The 17,354-nt window shown below is 66.7% G+C and carries 12 protein-coding genes; 8 read left to right on the plus strand and 4 right to left on the minus strand.

Going from position 1 to position 17,354, the window contains the following annotated elements; all coding sequences use genetic code 11:
* The first annotated feature begins 128 nt into the window (after positions 1-128).
* Positions 129-557, plus strand: coding sequence for a PilZ domain-containing protein (locus tag AKJ09_RS38175; protein ID WP_146652764.1), 429 nt, complete (start codon positions 129-131; stop codon positions 555-557).
* A 3-nt stretch (positions 558-560) separates the two neighbouring features.
* Here the strand turns inward: AKJ09_RS38175 and AKJ09_RS38180 are convergent, their stop codons facing one another.
* From AKJ09_RS38180 to AKJ09_RS38195, 4 genes are read right to left on the minus strand one after another with little or no spacing between them, the layout of a single operon-like run.
* Positions 561-2,333: a hypothetical protein gene (locus AKJ09_RS38180; protein WP_146652765.1), complete on the minus strand. Its 1,773-nt coding sequence runs from the start codon at positions 2,331-2,333 to the stop codon at positions 561-563.
* 58 nt (positions 2,334-2,391) lie between these two features.
* A complete protein-coding gene (locus AKJ09_RS38185; RefSeq protein WP_146652766.1) occupies positions 2,392-3,039 on the minus strand; it encodes a hypothetical protein in 648 nt (215 codons plus the stop codon).
* A gap of 10 nt (positions 3,040-3,049) precedes the next feature.
* The gene (locus AKJ09_RS38190; protein ID WP_146652767.1) at positions 3,050-4,315 is read right to left on the minus strand and encodes a tetratricopeptide repeat protein; all 1,266 of its coding nucleotides are present in this window, start codon (positions 4,313-4,315) and stop codon (positions 3,050-3,052) included.
* Between the two features lie 60 nt (positions 4,316-4,375).
* Positions 4,376-4,996: an RNA polymerase sigma factor gene (locus AKJ09_RS38195; protein ID WP_146652768.1), complete on the minus strand. Its 621-nt coding sequence runs from the start codon at positions 4,994-4,996 to the stop codon at positions 4,376-4,378.
* 541 nt (positions 4,997-5,537) lie between these two features.
* Between AKJ09_RS38195 and AKJ09_RS38200 the strand changes: the two genes are divergently transcribed.
* The 7 genes from AKJ09_RS38200 to AKJ09_RS38230 all read left to right on the plus strand — a co-directional run bounded on the left by AKJ09_RS38200 (position 5,538) and on the right by AKJ09_RS38230 (position 17,285).
* Complete coding sequence (locus AKJ09_RS38200; RefSeq protein ID WP_146652769.1) at positions 5,538-6,503, plus strand: hypothetical protein; 966 nt, start codon at positions 5,538-5,540, stop codon at positions 6,501-6,503.
* Between the two features lie 2 nt (positions 6,504-6,505).
* Positions 6,506-8,899 carry a tetratricopeptide repeat protein gene (locus AKJ09_RS38205; RefSeq protein WP_240488745.1) on the plus strand — a complete coding sequence of 798 codons (2,394 nt, stop codon included), beginning with the start codon at positions 6,506-6,508 and terminating at the stop codon, positions 8,897-8,899.
* Positions 8,900-8,907: 8 nt separating this feature from the next.
* Complete coding sequence (locus AKJ09_RS38210) at positions 8,908-13,293, plus strand: tetratricopeptide repeat protein (protein ID WP_146652770.1); 4,386 nt, start codon at positions 8,908-8,910, stop codon at positions 13,291-13,293.
* Positions 13,294-13,331: 38 nt separating this feature from the next.
* Complete coding sequence (locus AKJ09_RS38215) at positions 13,332-14,747, plus strand: tetratricopeptide repeat protein (RefSeq protein ID WP_146652771.1); 1,416 nt, start codon at positions 13,332-13,334, stop codon at positions 14,745-14,747.
* A 26-nt stretch (positions 14,748-14,773) separates the two neighbouring features.
* On the plus strand, positions 14,774-15,016 hold the full coding sequence (locus tag AKJ09_RS38220) for a hypothetical protein (protein ID WP_146652772.1): 243 nt from the start codon (positions 14,774-14,776) through the stop codon (positions 15,014-15,016).
* A 7-nt stretch (positions 15,017-15,023) separates the two neighbouring features.
* On the plus strand, positions 15,024-15,623 hold the full coding sequence (locus tag AKJ09_RS38225) for a hypothetical protein (RefSeq protein ID WP_146652773.1): 600 nt from the start codon (positions 15,024-15,026) through the stop codon (positions 15,621-15,623).
* A 204-nt stretch (positions 15,624-15,827) separates the two neighbouring features.
* Complete coding sequence (locus AKJ09_RS38230; RefSeq protein WP_146652774.1) at positions 15,828-17,285, plus strand: AgmX/PglI C-terminal domain-containing protein; 1,458 nt, start codon at positions 15,828-15,830, stop codon at positions 17,283-17,285.
* Positions 17,286-17,354: the final 69 nt, after the last annotated feature.

Here is a 17,354-nt window from a genome sequence, read left to right on the forward strand (position 1 = left end):
CCAAGAAGCAACCGCCGCGCGACGATTCGGATGCAACGCGGCGTAGGTCAGGAGTGCGTGTCTTTTGGGCTAGCGCCGCCCCCGGTGCCGGGCTACGCACCAAAAAACGCGTTGGGGGAGCACTCTCGATGATGGGCAAGGACGAACGAAAACTTCTGTTGGGGGCCGAAGCGGCGTCCTTGGAGATCGACGAGTCCGGCGTCGAGCGTCGTAACTTCGATCGCTACGAAGTCGAATGGGCGGTGGACTGCGTTGCCCAGGGCGACACGTTCCTCTACGCGTCGATCACGAACATCAGCGAGATGGGCATCTTCGTCCGCACGACGGAGCCGCTGAAGATCGGAACGAAGCTTCGTCTCTCGTTCGCACCGCCCGGTGCGGAGGGCTTCAAGCTCGAAGGCGCGGTCGCCTGGGTGAACCTGCTTCGGGCGAACGGAGACAATCCGAACCCGGGCATGGGCATCCGCTTCGTGAACCTACAGCTCGAGCAACGCGAGCGCCTCGTCGAGGTCATTCGCACGATCGCGTACCTCCGCGAACTCCCGCGCTGCGACTGACCGCTATTCGGTGGGCACCGGGAAACGGCGCACCACGATGCCGGCGCTCGGCGTGGTCTTGTCTTCCCAGCCGATGGCGACGAACGGGCCTGCGCCGCCGATCGCGACCGTCGGCGTCACGCGGTTGCGGCCATCGACACGGCTCGCCTGGAACTCGGACGATTGGCCGTTCACGTTGTTGAAGAGGAAGCCCGACGTGCCGCCGACGAAGCGTGCGTTGACGTGCTTCGACGGGGCGTCGACCCACGCGACGGCGTAGGAGCCGCCGGCTGCGGGGCTCGAAGCGATCGCGGGCGAGAGCTGATCGCCGGCGGTGACGAGATCGTTGAGGGCTGACGACTGATCTCCTGCGATCTTCGAGCCGCGCTCGTCGTATCGCTGGATGAACACGTCGCCGCCTGCGACGAAGACCACGGCGAAGCGGCCGCCGTCGAGGGAGGCAACGCGTGGCTCGGAGGCCGGTGCGCTGCTCTCGTTCACGATTTGCTCGGCGCCTTGCGGCGTGCCGTCGGCGTTGATCGCGCGCAGCTTGATGCCCGTGCCGCTCTGCCAGACGGCGACCCAGCCGTTGCTCGTCGCCGCGACGGACACGTGCGTGTTACCGGTTCCCGAGCTGATGTCGTTCTGGTTGCCGAGCGTGTTCGGAGGGGCGATCGTGCGACCGGCGATCTTGCCTTGGCCCTCGTCTTCCCAGGCGACGAAGAGCCGGTCTTCAGGGCCACTGGCGACGGCGGGCGACGATTGGATCTTGGCCTCACCTGCGCCGTCGGGGCCGTTGACCCCGAGCGGCGTGTCGGCGGCCTGATCGGCGACGAACGTGGTGTCCATCGAGCGGAGATGGATGTCGAGCCCGTTCGAGCTGGGCGAGTTGTCGTCCTGGAAGACGACGTAGTACTTGCCCTTGAGGAACGTCGCTTGGGCGTTCGACTGCTGCCGTGACGAAACGGGCGGCGGGAACGTCGTGCCGTTCGGCAGGAAGATCGAGCCTGCCGCGAGCGCGGGCGGCGACGTCAGCGGCGCGAGGTCGTCGCCCATGACGCGGAGCCCGATGTCTTCGTTGTTGGCCGAGCCCGTGGCGCGATCCGTGAAGAACGCAACGAATCGTCCGTTCGTGCCCGTCTGCGCAGGCCAGAGGAAGAACGGGCTGCTCTTGTCACCCGAACCGCCGGTGGTCGTGCCGTTCTGGCTGCTTCCGGTCGAGAGGAGCACCTCCTTCGACTGACAGTCGTCGTCGCAGGCGAGGGTTCCGCCCGGTTCGCACTGCTCGGTGGGTTGGATCGTGCCGTCTCCGCAGACCGCGGGCGCCAGGAAGCGCACCATCTTGATCGACAGCGGCAGCTGGTCTTGATCGACCTTGGCCTGCGTGCAGCCGATGGCGAGCGTGGTGTCGCCGTCACCCGTGGCCGTCGCTGCGAACACGCGCATGGCGTCCGACTTGTCGATCGTAACGTCGCCGCAGAACCGGGCGTTGTCCGCGCAGCCGGTGGTTCCGAGGGCCTTCTTCAGGATCTCGCGTGCCCCGGCGGTGCCGTTCGGAAACGTCAGCTGGCCCGTGCTCGCGTCGCACGTGACTGCGCCTTCCGTGACGGAGAGCGTGAGCTTCGTCACGTGATCGAGGAGGCCGCGGGGGAGCGCCAGGTTCGTGGCGATCGCGACGTTCGGCGATTGTTCCGTCGTTCCACATCCGGCGCCGGCGACGAGCGGCGTAGCCAGCGCGAGCGCAGTGCGAAGAACGTTCCGTTGGAGCAAAGGCAAAGACGAAACGCGGCGCGCCATCGAAGCGCACTCTATCAAAAAAGCGGCGCGGCCAGGCTCCGGCTTCCCGAGGCCCGGATCAGCGCGCCGGCTTCCAGAACGCGAGCCGCTGCCAGCCTCGTCGCTCGAGGCTGCTGACCACCTCGATGCCGGCGATTTCGAGGGCGCGCGCGAGCTCCGTATGCCCGCGTTCGGGCCCGGATAACACGGCCCTTTTGAAGCGCTTCTTCGAGGCGGCGAGGGCCACGCGATCGGCCCAATCGGTGAGGGCTTCGTGGTCGGCGTCGGGATAGCCCGCGGCGATGGCCACGGTTTCCTCGTCCACCTGTACGGCGCAAGCGGGGAACTCCCACGCCCGTCGGGCGGAGGTCCGTTCTGCTTCGACGACACCTGCGAAGTAGCCTTCGCAGAGCGAGGCCCGCGCCGATTCGACGAGCGCAGGGGAGGGGGTGATGCCGGCCTCCTTCAGCGCGGCGCACGCGCCGTCGATGGTGGTCACGGCGAGGGACGGCGAGGCGCCTGCGTCGGCCAGCAGACGGCCGAGGCGCGCACACGCGTTGAAGAGGTCGCGGGGCTTCGATTCCGGGCGTGCGAAGGACTCGAGCACGAGTGCCCGTAGCGATTCGCTCGCGAGGACGGCGTCGCGGTCGAGGGCGTGGAGCCCGCGATCCACGTCGTGTTCGTGCCACGTGGAGAGCATCGACTTCGAAACGTCGTCGCCCGCCATCGCTCGATCCTCAGAAGGAGTTCGCGGTGTCGGTTGGCTTCGACGCGGGCTTGGCCGGCGCGGGCGCCGCCGCCTTCGGTGCGGCCATTCCGCCCGCGCCCGGGGTTCCGGCCTTGCTGCGCTCCGCCTCGCGGCGCGCCGCGACCTGGTCGAGATTCGCGAGAGCCTGCCGTGCGCGGGCCTCGTGGGAAGCCACCGTCGTGAGACGCGTGAACTTCTCGCGCGCCCCGTCGATCTGACCGAGCGTGAGCTGGCAACGCCCCGCTTCGTAGAGCGCATCGCTGCCGGTGTAGCTGCCGGCGGCTTTCTGGGCCACGGCTTCGAAGCGCGGGAGCGCCGCCGCGCAGCCGTGGCTGTCGTTCACGCTGCGAGCGGCCCACAACGCCGAGTTCTGATCGCCCGTCTGCGCGGCGCCATCGAACAGGCGGATCGCCTCGGCGTAGTTCCGCGCACGGTACGCGGCCATCCCTGCGGAATAGCCGTCTTGGACGCTGCTTCCGGTGGTAGCGACCGGGCTCGGAGCCACGCGCTGCTGCATCGAATCGGCAAGCTGCGCCGGGGCTCCCGCGGGAGCCGCTGCGTTCGAGGGCTCGAGCGAGCGCGCGAAGCCCTTCTTCTGGGCGTTGCCGGCGAAATCGCCTTCCTCTTCCTTGGCGGGCGCGCTCGCCGCGAGCGCTCCGAGCGACGCCTCGTCTTTTCCGCGCCCGGCGCCGGCGGTTGCGCGATCCATCGGATCGGCCAACGTGAGGGCGGTCGCCGCTGGTGCCGCGGCTGCCATCGGAGCGACGGGGGGCGGGACCGCCGCGCCGTGAGCCGCGGCGGCAGCTTTGTCGTCGAGCGAATCGTGATCGGCGGCGGCCAGAGCACCGGCCGGCTCGCCGCGCACGGTGACCGAGACCTCCGATTCGCGCGCGGCATCGCGTTTGGCGCGCAGCAAGAACGCGCTCGAACCGATCATGAGGAGGAACACGGCGGCCATCGCCGTCTGCGGACGCATCGCCCAGCTGCCCGCCCAGGAGAGGGCGCGCGACGCGCGACTGCGGATCGGAACGACCTTCTGCGCTTCCCGCGTGGCCGCGAAGATCTTGTCCTCGAGGCCCTCGGGAACGTCGACGATCGGGAACGTCGCGAGACGGCGCGTGGCGCGCATCCCGTTGAGTGCTGCCGAGCATCGCGCGCACCCCGAGACGTGGCGCTTGAGTGCCGCGCTCGTCAGCTCGTCCAGCTCTTCGTAGAGCTCATCGAGCAGCAGGGGTTCGAACTTCTCGCAATCCATCGGTCGGCTCTTCGTAAGGACGGTTCTCGTGAACTGTGGTGTGAATGGATCCCTGGGGGGTCAGCGGAGCGCGCGCGCGTAGTCTTCGTATTCGGAAAGCGCCTCTTGGAGGCGCTCGAGGGCATAGCGCATTCGGCTCTTCACGGTGTTCTCCGGAACGCCCGTGATTTCGGCGATTTCCTTGAAGGGAAGGTTCGAGACCTCACGCATGAGGAACACCTCGCGCTGCTCGTCCGGCAAGGTGTCCACCGCGCGAAGGATGCGCTCTTTCAATTCGATGCCCGTCGCGTCGCGTTCGACACTCGCGCGCGGATCGGCCGTCTGCTCCCCCAGGGTCGGGCCATCGCCGCCGTCGTCGCTCTTCGACTCGTCCAGCGACGGGTGCTTGCGCAGGGCGCGCTTCCGGAGCTGGTCGATGCAGAGGTTGCGGGTGATGGTGTAGACCCAGGTAGTGAAGCGTGCCTCGTGTTTGAAGTCCGTCGCGTTCTGCACCACGCGCACGAAAGCTTCTTGCACGACGTCCTCGGCCACCTGACCGATGCGCACTTGCCGCAAGGCGAAGTTGTAGAGCGGGCCCTGATGACGGCGAACGAGCTGAGCGAAGGCCGCACGATCGCCGTTCTGATACCGAAGCATCAGCGTCTCGTCGGACGGGTCCAGCGCGTGTCGGGACACGGTCATCGCGGCGCGCCCAGACTACCTCGATCCGGGCCTCGGCACGCCATGCTTCGCCGCACCTTTTCACCCAAACGACTCGTGGAGGCGCGTGGCGGCGAGAGAGCTCGAGCGAAGCCGTGGCGCTCCTCCGGGGCCGGCGAGCGCGCGTTGACCCTCGGATGGGCGCCGAAACGCGAGAACCCGAGACGCGAGAGCCGCGCGAGAACACGACGAACGCGACGGACGCGAGGAACACGGTCGGGGACATTTTCTTGGAGGTTCAGACGCACCACCGGCTGGAAAGATCTCGGACCACAAAAAGCGAGTGGTCCAGCCTCACTGCAGAAATGACGTAACGCGTCGCCTTCATGCCTGGTCAGGTCGGAGTCCAGGCTCAGGCATGGGTTGCAAGGCATCCGTCAGCGGGCCTACACTCCTGCTCGGCCAGCACCTTGCGTCGAACCACTGCGCGCATGCGTAGTCACTCGAATGCGTCTCGAGCAAGGATTTTCCCGGGTTTTTTCGGGAACTGTCTGGTGACGGCTTGGGCTTGAAAGGGAACAGCATGCGACGTCATGGGATCGGTCGTATCCGCGGTCTAGCGTTGGTCTTCGCCCTCGGGGTGTCGGCCAGTGCCGCCTCCGCGCTTGGCCAACCTAGCCAGCCTGCGCAGTCTGGTACCTCCGGTGCGGGCGTGGCCGCTGCGGGTAAGGACGCCGGCGCATCATCCACGCCTTCCTCGACAGCCGCGAAAGGCGCCGGAACGGCGTCGCCGGCATCGGGCGCGACGGCCGCGAGCGCACCTGCCTCGACCCCGGGCGCGGCAGCGAGTGGGTCGGCTGGCGCCGCCGGCGGACCAGGTGGTCCGGCGGTTCCCATCCCGGACAAGGCCACGATGGACGGAGCGACCTATGGCGTTCGCCTTCGCGATCTCGAATCGCGCGTGGACGAGCTCAAGGATCAGATTCGCCGGAGCCATACGCGCCTCGCTCTCCTGAGCGACACGATCCTCTCGGGCGGCGCCGCCGGCTCGCGCGCGGAGGTCATCTTCCACAACGAGATGTCGAGCGCGTTCCGCCTGATCCGCGCACTCTTCGTCGTCGACGGTGCGGTGCAGTACAACCGCGCGGACGAGTCGGGCGCCCTCGCCGATCAGAAGGAGATCCCCGTCTTCAGCGGATCGATTCCGCCGGGCGACCACACGGTTCAGGTCGTTCTGAACTTCCAGGGCAACGGCTTCGGCGTGTTCACCTACCTCCGCGGCTACAAGTTCGAAGTGAAGAGTGCGCACTCCTTCACGGCGGTCGAAGGAAAGAGCCTGTCGCTCGTCGCGACGGCGCTCGAGAAGGGCGGTGTCACCACGCCGCTCGAGCAGCGCCCGACGATCGAGTGGGGTGAGAAGGTGGGCGCACTCGCGGGGGCGACGTCCCAATCGAGCGCAACGCAGCCGAGTGCTCCGGCGGTGAAGGCTGAAGGCCAGAGCGGCAATGGCTCGGCCTCAGGCAGCCTCTCGATCGGCGGAGGGAAGTAAGAGTGAGACGCGCGGTATCGTCTGCGATCGTGCTCGCCGTGCTCGCGGGGCAGGCCCCCGCGTTCGCCGCGAACGCCGAGGCTGACGCGAGTCGTGCGCAGACCGAGGTCGCGACGATCGACCGCGAAAGCGCGAGCGTCCAGTCGGCCATCGAGAAGGCGAAGGCTCAGCGGTACACCGTCGAGCAGCGCCTGGCGAACGGCGACATGCTCTTCCGGAGCAAGGATTACCCGCGCGCCGTCGTCGTCTTCAGCGAGATCCTCGAAGAGTACCCGGACACGGCGTCCTACCCCGACGCATTGTGGCTTCGCGGCGAGACGTTCTACGCGCAGAAGGAGTACCTCTCCGCGCGGCGCGACTTCCGCGAGATCGTCAACAGGGGGAACGAGCCGCGCTTCAATCCGTACTACGGAAGGGCGCTCGCACGTCTCATCGATGTCTGCCTTCGCATCGACGACATCAAGGGCCTCGACGAGGTTTTCTCGAAGCTCAATCAGGTGCCACCGGCGCAGGTCGACTCGGCGCTCCAGTACGCGAAGGGCAAAGCGTACTACTTCAAGGGGGACTACGCCGCCGCGCAGGCCGCCTTGTCCGCGGTGCCCAACGGGCAGACCCACACGCATCAAGCGCGCTATTTCCAGGGCTTGATCGCGATGCGCCAGGCGCGTCCGCAGACGCCGCCTCCAGCAGCGCCGGGGAGCGCGGGGCCGGTGGTGACGCCGCGTGCGACGCTCGCGAACTACAAGCCGGCCATCGAGGCCTTCCGCGTGGTGACCGAGCTCCCGCCGGACACGGACGAGCACAAGCACGTCATCGATCTCGCGTGGATGGCCATCGGCCGCCTCCAGTACGAGGTCGAAAACTACACGCAAGCGGCCGAGGCGTACTCGAAGGTCGGACGTGATTCACCCGAGTTCAGCACGATGCTCTACGAGCTCGCGTGGGTGTACGTCCGCCTCGGCGACGTGCAGCGCGCCGAGCGGGCACTCGAGGTGCTCCAGATCGCCGATCCGAGCTCACCGACGGTCGGTGACGGAACGCTCCTCCGGGCGGACCTCCTTCTGCGCGCGGGCGCCTTCGACAAGGCGCTGCAGCTCTACACGGGCATTCGCGAGCAGTACGAGCCGATGCGCGCGAAGGTCGAGAACTTCATCGACACCACGCAAGACCCAGCCGTCTACTACGACAAGCTCTCCCAGCAGCAGCTCGACGTCCTCGATCAAAACGAGCAGCTTCCTCCGGTCGCCATTCGATGGGCGCGCGAAGCGGAAGACGGGCCGATGGCGTTCGCCGTCATCGACGACGTCAACCAGTGCAAGTCGCTCATCCGTCAGAGCTACGGCTTGATCGAGAAGCTCAACATCATCCTCAACGCCACGAACCGCGTTCGGGCGTTCCCCGAGCTCGCGGCAGGTGAAGAGCAGGCCCTCTCGCTCTTGAACCGCATCTCGAAGATGCGCCTTCAGGTGGCGAAAGGCCTCGACGACGAGGAGCCCAAGGATCTCCAGGGCGAGATGGGGCAGGCGCGGGCGCAGCGCCGCCAGTCGATGGGCATCATCGCGGAGCTGCCGGTAGCGACCAGCGACTTCGCCGAACGCGATTTCATCGGCATGCGCCAGTGGAACACGGTCAGCCAAGAGCTCTCCCGGCGTGTCATCGAGGTCGACTACCTCAATGCGACGATCAACGGGCTCCGGCGCATGCTCAAAGAGGATGCGCAGCAGGGCGTCGCTCGCGCGCCGTCCGACGTGGATCGCTTCAACGCCGAGCTCGACGAGAACGAGCGTCTGCTGAAGCAACGCCAGGATGAGATGGTCGAGCTCCGTCGCCAGATCGAGATCGGGCGCGCGCAGATCGGCATCGGCGACGCGCGCTACCAGAATGACGCCGTCGCGCGCGTGCAGTTCCGTGACGCGCTCGATCGCGAAGTTCTTCTCGGCTCGCAAGGGCAGGGAGGTTCCGACACGCAGCGCTACGCCGCGCGTGTGAAGCCCGCGCTCGATCAGGCGCGCATCGTCGAAGACCGGCTCGTCGCGCAGTTCGCGCAGCTCGAACAGCAGGTCGGCGCGCGCGTTGGCGAGGTGCAGGCCAAGGTCGAGGCCGAGCGCCTCAAGATCAACGGCTACAACATGAAGCTCGGCGTGCTCGACACCGAAGCGCGCGATCTCGTCGGACAGGTGGCGAAGCGCAACTTCGTCATCGTTCGCGACAAGCTTCGCAACATTGTCCTACGCGCCGACGTAGGCATCACCGAACAGGCCTGGGAAGTTCGCGAAGAGGAGCTCGATCGCGTGCACAACCTCCAGACGGAGCGCGCGCGAGAAGAGCAGCTGCTCGACGAAGAGCTGCGTGAAGTGCTCGACGACGCGGGGGATACGAAGCCCCTCAGCAAATGAGAACGACGATGAAGACCGGTTGGTCGAATCGAAGGGTGCTTGGCGCGATCCTCACGATCGCGGCTGTTTTGCCGGCCTCGAGTGTCATAGCGCAGCCTCGAGTCGCCACGGGCGCGGCCGGCGCAACTGGCGCGACCGGCGCAGGCGGGGCCAAGGATGCGGGCGCAACGCCGGCTTCGGCAGCGAAGGATGCGGGCGGCGCAACGCCGACGCCCGCGGATGCGGGAGCCGCCACCCGTGCCACGAGCACGGCAACGGCCGATGCGGATGCGGGAACATCCGGCACGTTGTTCGGCGTCGATGGCGGCGTGCCCGTCACCGACTCGACCGTGAGCTCGGTGCCCACCGCGCGCAAGATGCACCCGCCGCCTCCGCCACCTTCGCCGGAGCAGGTCGAGGCGCTCGGTGCATTGAAGGAGCAGGTCGACGCGTACGAGAAGGGCGCCAAGGCGTACCGCGATACGGTCACCACCATCATCCGTCTGCACTACGAGTCGAAGAAGAAGGAGGTCCTCTCGGGGCTCGATCGCGAAATCGCCATCGAGAAAGAGGAGCTCAAGAAGGCGCGTGAGAACGCCATCAAGCGACTCGAAGAATTCATTGCAGTCTACAGCGGTCCGCGCGCGCAGCCCGAAGCCACGCCCGACGCCATGTACCGACTCGCGGCGCTCTACGAAGAGCGCGCACGTGGTGAAGAGGCCACCGAGCCGCTCGAGGTCGGTCTCAAGTCTGCCATCGCGCTCTACAAGCGCGTTCTCCACGAGTTCCCGAACTACCGCGAGACGGCCGGCATCTACTACTTCCTCGGGCACGCGCTCAACGACTCGGGGCGCACGAACGAGGCGCAGCAGGTCTGGCGCTCGCTCGTGTGCCACAACATCTACGCCTATCCCACGCCGCCCGATCCGAAGGACGCAGACAAGGACACCGTCGTCCCGATGCGCCAGGATCACGACGAGGCGTTCTGGACCGCGTGGCGAAACAAGTATCACGATCCGAAGTCGGTCAGCCGCAGGAACCCGGAGACCGCCTTCGAGGATCCGTTCCCCAAGGAGTGCAAGTACATCCCTCAGCCCGCGATCATTCAGGGCGAGGAGCCGAAGTACGTTGCCGAAGTGTGGTGGCAGATCGGCAACTGGGAGTTCGATCAGCTCGACTTCCAGAGCGGTGTGACGAAGGAAGACCCGGGCAGCGTCTGGGGGTACAACCGCGCCGCCAGCGCGTACGAGCAGGCGATGCAGTTCAAGCGCCCGCCGCTCTACGGCGTTGCGCTCTACAAGTACGCCTGGACGCTCTTCAAGCAGCAGCGGTACGAGGCGGCTACCCGCGAGTTCGTGCGCTTGCTCGAGTATACGGACGAGCAGCAGAAGCTGACGGGTGACTCTGGAGCGGACTTCCGCAACGAAGCGTACACGTACATCGCCGGCTCGCTCACCAACGTCGATTTCAAGGGCCCGGAGGCGTGGGAGCCGTACATCCCGCGGCCGGACATCCTCGACACCGAACCGAATCCCGACAAGGCGGAGAAGAAGCTCCACGTCGCGATCGATCGTGTGAAAGATCCGCAGATCGTCCCGCAAGACAAGCCGTGGACCATCGAGGTCTACAAGGCGCTCGCGCTCGAGTATCGCAGCCTCAACCAGTTTTCGAACGCGGTCGAGGTCTACGACATGATGCTCAAGAAGTGGCCGATGGACCCGTCGGCCCCGGAGACGCAGAACGCGATCGCCGAGACCTACGACCAGCTGAACATGACGAAGCGCCCGGGCACGCCCGAGCACGACGCCATCAGTCAGAAGGCGCTCGAGGCGCGCACTGCCCTCGCGAATTACATCGGCAACACGCCCTGGGTCGACGCCAACAAGGACAACCCGGCGGCCCTCCAGAATGCGGAACGTCTCGTCCGCGGTGGTCTCCGTCAGGCGGCTGCCCAGCACACGAACAACGGCAAGGCGGCTCTCGTCGCCGCGAGCCAGACCGGCGATCCGGGGCGCCAGATGGAGCTCCTTTCGCGCGCCGCCACCGAGTACAAGCTCGCGGGCATCGGGTGGTTCGGTTACCTGAAGCAAGACGAGAACGCGCCCGACGCGTACGAGAGCCGTTACTGGCTCGCCGATGCGAAGCGCCAGTACGTCCGCATCCAGGTGGTCCTCCACAAGCTCGCCGGCAAGACGTATCCGGAGCCGAGCAAGAAGGACATCGACGAGGCCCTCGTCGCGGCGATCGACGTGCGCGACTCGAACGAGGACGACAAGTACCTCGACAACGCGGCGTTCTTCGTCGTCGACGTCAGCGACGTCGATCGCGACCTCGCCTACCAGCGCTACGAGGACACGAAGGGCGCGACGGGTGTCCAGAAGCGCGAGGAAGTGAAGTTCGACTCCGCCGACGAGTCGACGCGCAAGGTCGTTCGTGAGCCGGTCCCGCCGGTCGTCTTGCAGAGCGTGCAAGCGCGCGACGAGTACGTCCAGCGCGTGCCGGCGAGCCTCGACATCTCGCACCACTCGCCCGACTACCAGTTCTATTCGGCCGAGACGTACTTCCTCTACGGGCAGTTCGATGTCGCTCGCCAGCGCTTCGAGCCGATGTGGAAGGAGCACTGCGGCAAAGACGAGCTCGGGTACAAGGCATGGGAGAAGCTCATCACCATGTCGAACCTCGAGCGCGATGCCGAGCGCTCGAAGCAGCTCGCCGAGTCGGAGAAGGCGCACTCGTGCGCGTTCACCGAGGAGAACAAGGCGAAGGCCGGCCTCATCGTCAACCCCACGCTCCAAGAGGCGGCGTTCATCAACGCGCGCAAGAAGTTCGAGCAGGCGTGCGAAGCGCCGATCGGCTCCGCGTGCAAGAACCCCGACGCGCCTGCGAAGAAGCCGCTCTGGCGTGAAGCCGCCGGCCTCTACGAAGCTGCGCTCAGCGAAGCTCCTGGACGCGACGAAGCGCCGGAAGCGGCGATGAACGCGGCCTACGCGTACAAGCAGATCGGCGAGTACAACAAGGCGATCGAGCTCTACAACAAGTTCATCACCGAGTACGGCTCCGACGCGCGCCTCAACGCGTTGCAGAAGGGCGATCCGAAGACCAAGACGGCGCCCGATCCGAAGAAGTACCAGGAGCGCGTGAACTACCTCGGTAGTGCGTACGACGCCCTCCAGACGACGTACTACTCGTTCTTCAACTACCAGCGCGCCGCGGAGACGAACGAGAAGATCGCCGCGAACGATCGCTTCGACGAGAAGCGCCGTCGCGACGCCGCGCGCAACGCGATGATCCTCTACGCAAACATGGGTCAGCGCGACAAGATGATGGCCGAGCACCGCATCTTCGCGAAGCTGAACCCGCCCGCGGAGGAGAAGGCCGAGGCCGACTATCGCGTCGCGAGCTTCGAGTACAAGCAGTGGCTCCCCACGCAGCCTGACACGGGCACGAACCGCCAGAACCGCATCGCGGCGGAGAGCGCGCTCATGAGCTACTTCGGCTCGGCGCGCAATCAGCCGGCCGCGGCGAAGTACGTCGTCGAGGCCGCCTACGGCATCGGCAAGATGAAGAAGACTGCGGGCGAGGCCGATTGGCGTCCGTGGTTCAAGAGCACGGTCAGCGCCTGGGAGAACTACCGCTCGAAGGCGCCGGTCAAGGACAACAAGAGCGAGGCGCAGCAGGCGCCGTACGTCGACTACGCGGCCGAAGCCGAGTTCACGCTCCTCGACGAAGAGATCCGCGACAAGTACGACGTCGCCGACAAGCACAAGTACACGGGCAGCGTGGCGGACATCCTCGGCGCCATCGATGCCAAGGGCAACGTCACGAAGCCTGGCAAGTACCAGGCGAACGCGAAGGAAGCCGAGAAGTGGGATCTCGCGCTCGAGAAGATCACGAAGACCTACGAGTCTCTCGATTGGGTCCCCACCGCGATCGCTCGCCAGGGCGCGATCTACGACTCGCTTCGCACGGGCCTCTACAACACGGTCAAGGTCACGTACCTCTCGCCGCAAGAGGCCTCGCTCGTGAACCAGCTGCGTAACAGCGGCAGGCCCGAGCTCGAAGACAAGGCCGACCAGCTCGAAGACGCCAAGAAGGAATTCTGGCGCAAGAAGAAGGAGCAGGAGCTCGCAGGCGCCGACCAGGTCATGGTCCGCCACTACGCAACGGCCGTGACTCTCGCGCGCAAGTACAACGTGCGCAATCCGCAGATCACGCGCGCCATCGGTCGCCTCGCGTACTTCACCGACATCATCGGCGACGCGAAGATGGCGGAGTACGTGACGGGCACGGTCGATCCGACCAACAAAGCAGGCAAGCTCCCGTACACGCCTGGCCAATACGTCCAGTCGCGTCCGGGCCTCGCGGCTCTCCCGCCGCCGAACGGCGAGTCCGTTCCGCTTCCGGCGGCACCCTGAGGGCATGAGCTCGTGAAGGAAGCGAAGGAAACGATCTGATGCGCATCGAGAGGCTTTTCGCGGGAGGGATGCTCGCTCTCGTCGTCTCCTCCACCGCATTCGGCATGGCCGCGTGCGGTGGCGGCGACGAGAAGAAGGTCGTCTATCCGAACGCCGATGGCGGCAGCGGTGGCAACACCGTGACCGATCAGAGCGGCGCGCAGGTCGGCGTGATCGAAGGCGCCGGAACGTCGGGCCTCACGGGGTCGGCGAAGAGCGCCTACGACGCCGGGTGGCAAGCCTGGCTCAAGGGCGACCTCGCGACCGCGAAGAAGCAGTTCCAGGAGGCCGCCACTCGCGATCCGAAGTCGCCGTCGCCGCCGTACTCACTCGGTGTCGTCAACGAGCACCTCGGTGATACCGCGGGCGCCCAGGAGGCGTTCCGCACGGCGTTCACGAACGCCCCGGATCACGAGCTCTCGATGTGCGCCTACGCGCTTTCGCTCGCGAACACCGGACACGCGGCCGAGGCCGATACGTTCATCACCGACAAGCGCACCAAGAAAGAGAACTCGCCCCGCCTGACGGCGTGCGCCGCCGAGGTGAAGTCGATCCAGAAGGACAACGGAACCGCGCAGCAGCTCGCGCAAGACGCGCTGCGCATGGATCCGAACTTCAAAGAAGCGATGGTGACCATCGCGCGCGATCACTACCGCGCGCGAAAGCTCGATCTCGCGAAGTACGCGCTCCAGGCGATTCTGGAAGGCTTCGGTGACGCGAGCCCGCCGCGCGACAAAGAGAACGCCGAGGCGCACATGCTTCGCGGCCTCATTCTTCGCGAGAGCGGCGCTCGCGCCGTGGCACTCGCCGACTTCGAAGCGGCCGCACGCAAGCGCCCGGATCTCGTCGAGGCGCTCGTGAACCTCGGCTCGATGCGCCTCGAGGCAGGCAATGCCCAAGAGGCGCTGCCGGTGCTCGAGAGTGCCGTGCGCTTCGGACCGAACTCGGCGCTCGCGCACTTGAATCTCGGCGACACGTATCGCCTGCTCGGTCGTTCGGCGGACGCGAAGAAGGAGTTCGATCAGGCGCTCGCCCTCGACTCGAGCCTCGCTGTCGCGCACTACGACCTCGGCTTGCTCTACCTCTTCTCGCCGAACATCCCCGGCACGAGCGCGGACGCGCAGGTTGCGACCGCCATCAAGGAGCTCGAGCAATACAAGACGATGCGAGGTCCGAAGCCGACGCCCGGCGTTCAGGACGACATCGACGATCTCCTGAATCGCGCGAAGGCCAAGCGCGAGGAGCTCAAGCAACAGGCGGCCGCTGCCCAACCGGCCGCTGCGACGCCCGCGCCCGCGCCTGCCACGTCCGCTGCGCCTGCGAGCAGTGCGAAGCCGGCGCCTGCCACGTCCGCCGCGCCTGCGAGCAGTGCGAAGCCGGCGGCGCCGGCTGGCGGCGGAGCCACCAAGAAGTAAGCTTTCGACAAGCGAAGGAGCCTGCCATGAAGAAGCACATCGCCATCGGAACTGCGGCTCTCGCCGTCGTGCTCTTCGGCGCCGAAGGTTCGGCGAGCGCCCAACAGAAGGGCGTCATCACGATCAACGAAGTCACCATCGTGGGGCGTGTCCAGAAGCCCGTCGCCTCGGTCGACGTGAGCAAGATCCAGGCAAAGCTCACGCTCGCGGAGCTTCGCCAGCCGTTCCTCGATCGCATCGAGGAGGCGGCGCGCAAAGAACCGTTCTGAGGTTTCCGTGATTGCGGTCGTCGCGGCGCTCGTTGCGCTCGCGTGCGTGGCTGCCAGCGCACGCCGCGTTTGGTTCGCTGCGAACCCCACGTGGCTGGAACCAGAGACGTTTCTCGCCGAGGTCGCGAGGTCGAAGGTGAATCCGCTCGAAGCGTTACGCGACCTCGTGGCGAAGGCACCCGAGGCCGAGTGGGAGCGAGAACTGCTCGAGGCGATGTCCGTCACGTCACCCGAGCAGCGGGCGGCGCTCGTCAACGAGCAACTGACGGAGCTCGACTACCGGATCCAGCGTTGGGCCCGCGTACCGCGGGTGTGTGCGAGTGTGGCCACGAGCGTTGGCTTCCTCCTCGCCACCCTCGTTCTTCGTCGCGGTTTGACCGAGGCGGGGGAGCTGCCCACGGATGCCGGCGACCTCCTCGTACGCGGGCTCGTGGGAGATGCTCTTACCGTCGCGGCGCTCGGCGTGGTGGGGACGGCGTTCTGCATTGCCGCCCAGACGCAGGCCAAGCGCCTCGCCACGAGCCGAACCAAGGCGGCCGACAAGCTGGTGGAGCGTTTGGAGCGTGCGGCCGAGGAGCTGGCGAGCACCGCCGTTCCGCAAGGGTAAAGCCCTGTACTTCCGGGCAGGTCTTCCGATAGGATCGCGGGGCCGTCAGTCTCTCGTAGTCACGCGAATGGGTAGGAACGCTGTTCGAAGTAGGAACTTTTCGGGTCGGCAGTCGTCTGAAGGAAGGGGCCACTGGCTCCCAACTTCGTACGGCTCGTGTCGATTCGTGCCGAGTCCGAACGTGGTGAGATCGAGGAGCGAACGATGAATGTAGGCCCGGGACAGCAGCAACCTGGAGCAGGTGGAGCAGGCGGCGGAGCGGGCGCGCGGCCTGGACAGATGACCGCGGTCATGCGGGCCATGTCGGTCGCGACGGGCCCCAAGGTTCTGCGCATCGGTCTGGTGCAGGGTGGTCGTGTCATCGAGGAGCGCATCGTCAAGCAGCGCACCACGGTGACCGTCGGCTCGAACGAGAAGGCGATGTTCGTCATCCCGTCGCAGGCCGTTCCTCCGATGTTCAAGCTCTTCGAGCTCGTCGGAAACGATTACCACCTGAATTTCCTCGACGGGATGACCGGCCGTGTCGCGCTCGCGACCGGCATCACGGACATCGGCACGCTTCGGGGCCAGGCGAAGAAGATCGGCAACGCCTACCAGGTGAAGCTGACGGACGAGGCGCGTGGCAAGGTCGTCGTCGGAGAGACCACGTTCCTCTTCCAGTTCGTCGCGCCTCCGCCGGTTCAGCCGCGTCCGCAGCTGCCGCTCGCCGTGAAGGGCGGTATCGCCGCGCAGATCGACTGGTCGCTCACCATCATCGCGGCGTTCAGCTTCCTCCTCCATTTCGGGATCGTCGGCGCGATGTACTCGGACTGGATGGATCCGGTCGTCGGGGACGACTTCAACGTCGCCGGCCTCGTCGACATGATGAAGAACATCCCGGTGCCTCCCGTGCAGGAGACGCCGGAGGTGAACCCAAACGCGACCGCGCAGCCCGACACGAAGTCGAACGCGCCCACGGCGAAGCCCGCGGGCGGTGGCGCAGGTGGAGCCAAGGCGCAAGGTGGTGGCAGGAGCGCCGGTTCCGTGAGTGACGCGAAGGCAGCGGCCCTCGCTGCGCAGGCCGAGGCCGCGCAGGTTGCGATGCTCGCCGCGCTCAACGGCGGTTCCTCGGTCCAGGGCGCCCTCAACCGAAGTGACATCCCGCCGGTCGACCTCTCGGGCGCGGCAGCTTCGAATGCCGGCGTCGCACGCGGCTCGAGCGATCTGAAGACCGGTGGTGGCGGCGCTCCTGTGCAGGGCGGCGGCAAGGGCTCGGGCCTCGCCGGTATCGGTGGCGGGACAGGCGGCTCGGGCACGGGCTCCGGGGCAGGGCAGGAAACCAAGGTCGCGGGCCCGACCGGCGTCGCCCAGGTCGGTGGCTCCACGGCCACGGTGCCCGTCTCCGACGCCGATCGCGTCATCGCTGGACTCCGCGCCCGCTTCCGCAGCTGTTACCAGCAGGGCCTGAACTCGGACCCCAGCATGTCCGGCAAGGTCATCATCAGCGCGAAGGTCGGTCCGAACGGCGAAGTCTCGAGCGCCGACGTCTCGCAGAACACCGGCCTGTCGCCGACCGTGGCAAGCTGCATCGCCAACGTGGTCAAGCGCGCGACGTTCAGCGCGCCGGGCGGCGGAGGCTCGACGCTCCAGATCCCCGTTACGTTCGTCCAGCAGGGCAAGTAGTCGGTTCGCGATCAGGCGGTCACGCGCTGACGTGACGAGCGGCACTCACGGCCTGCGTCTCCTTCCGAC

It is taken from the genome of Labilithrix luteola, assembly GCF_001263205.1.
Taxonomy (GTDB): Bacteria; Myxococcota_A; Polyangia; order Polyangiales; family Polyangiaceae; genus Labilithrix; species Labilithrix luteola.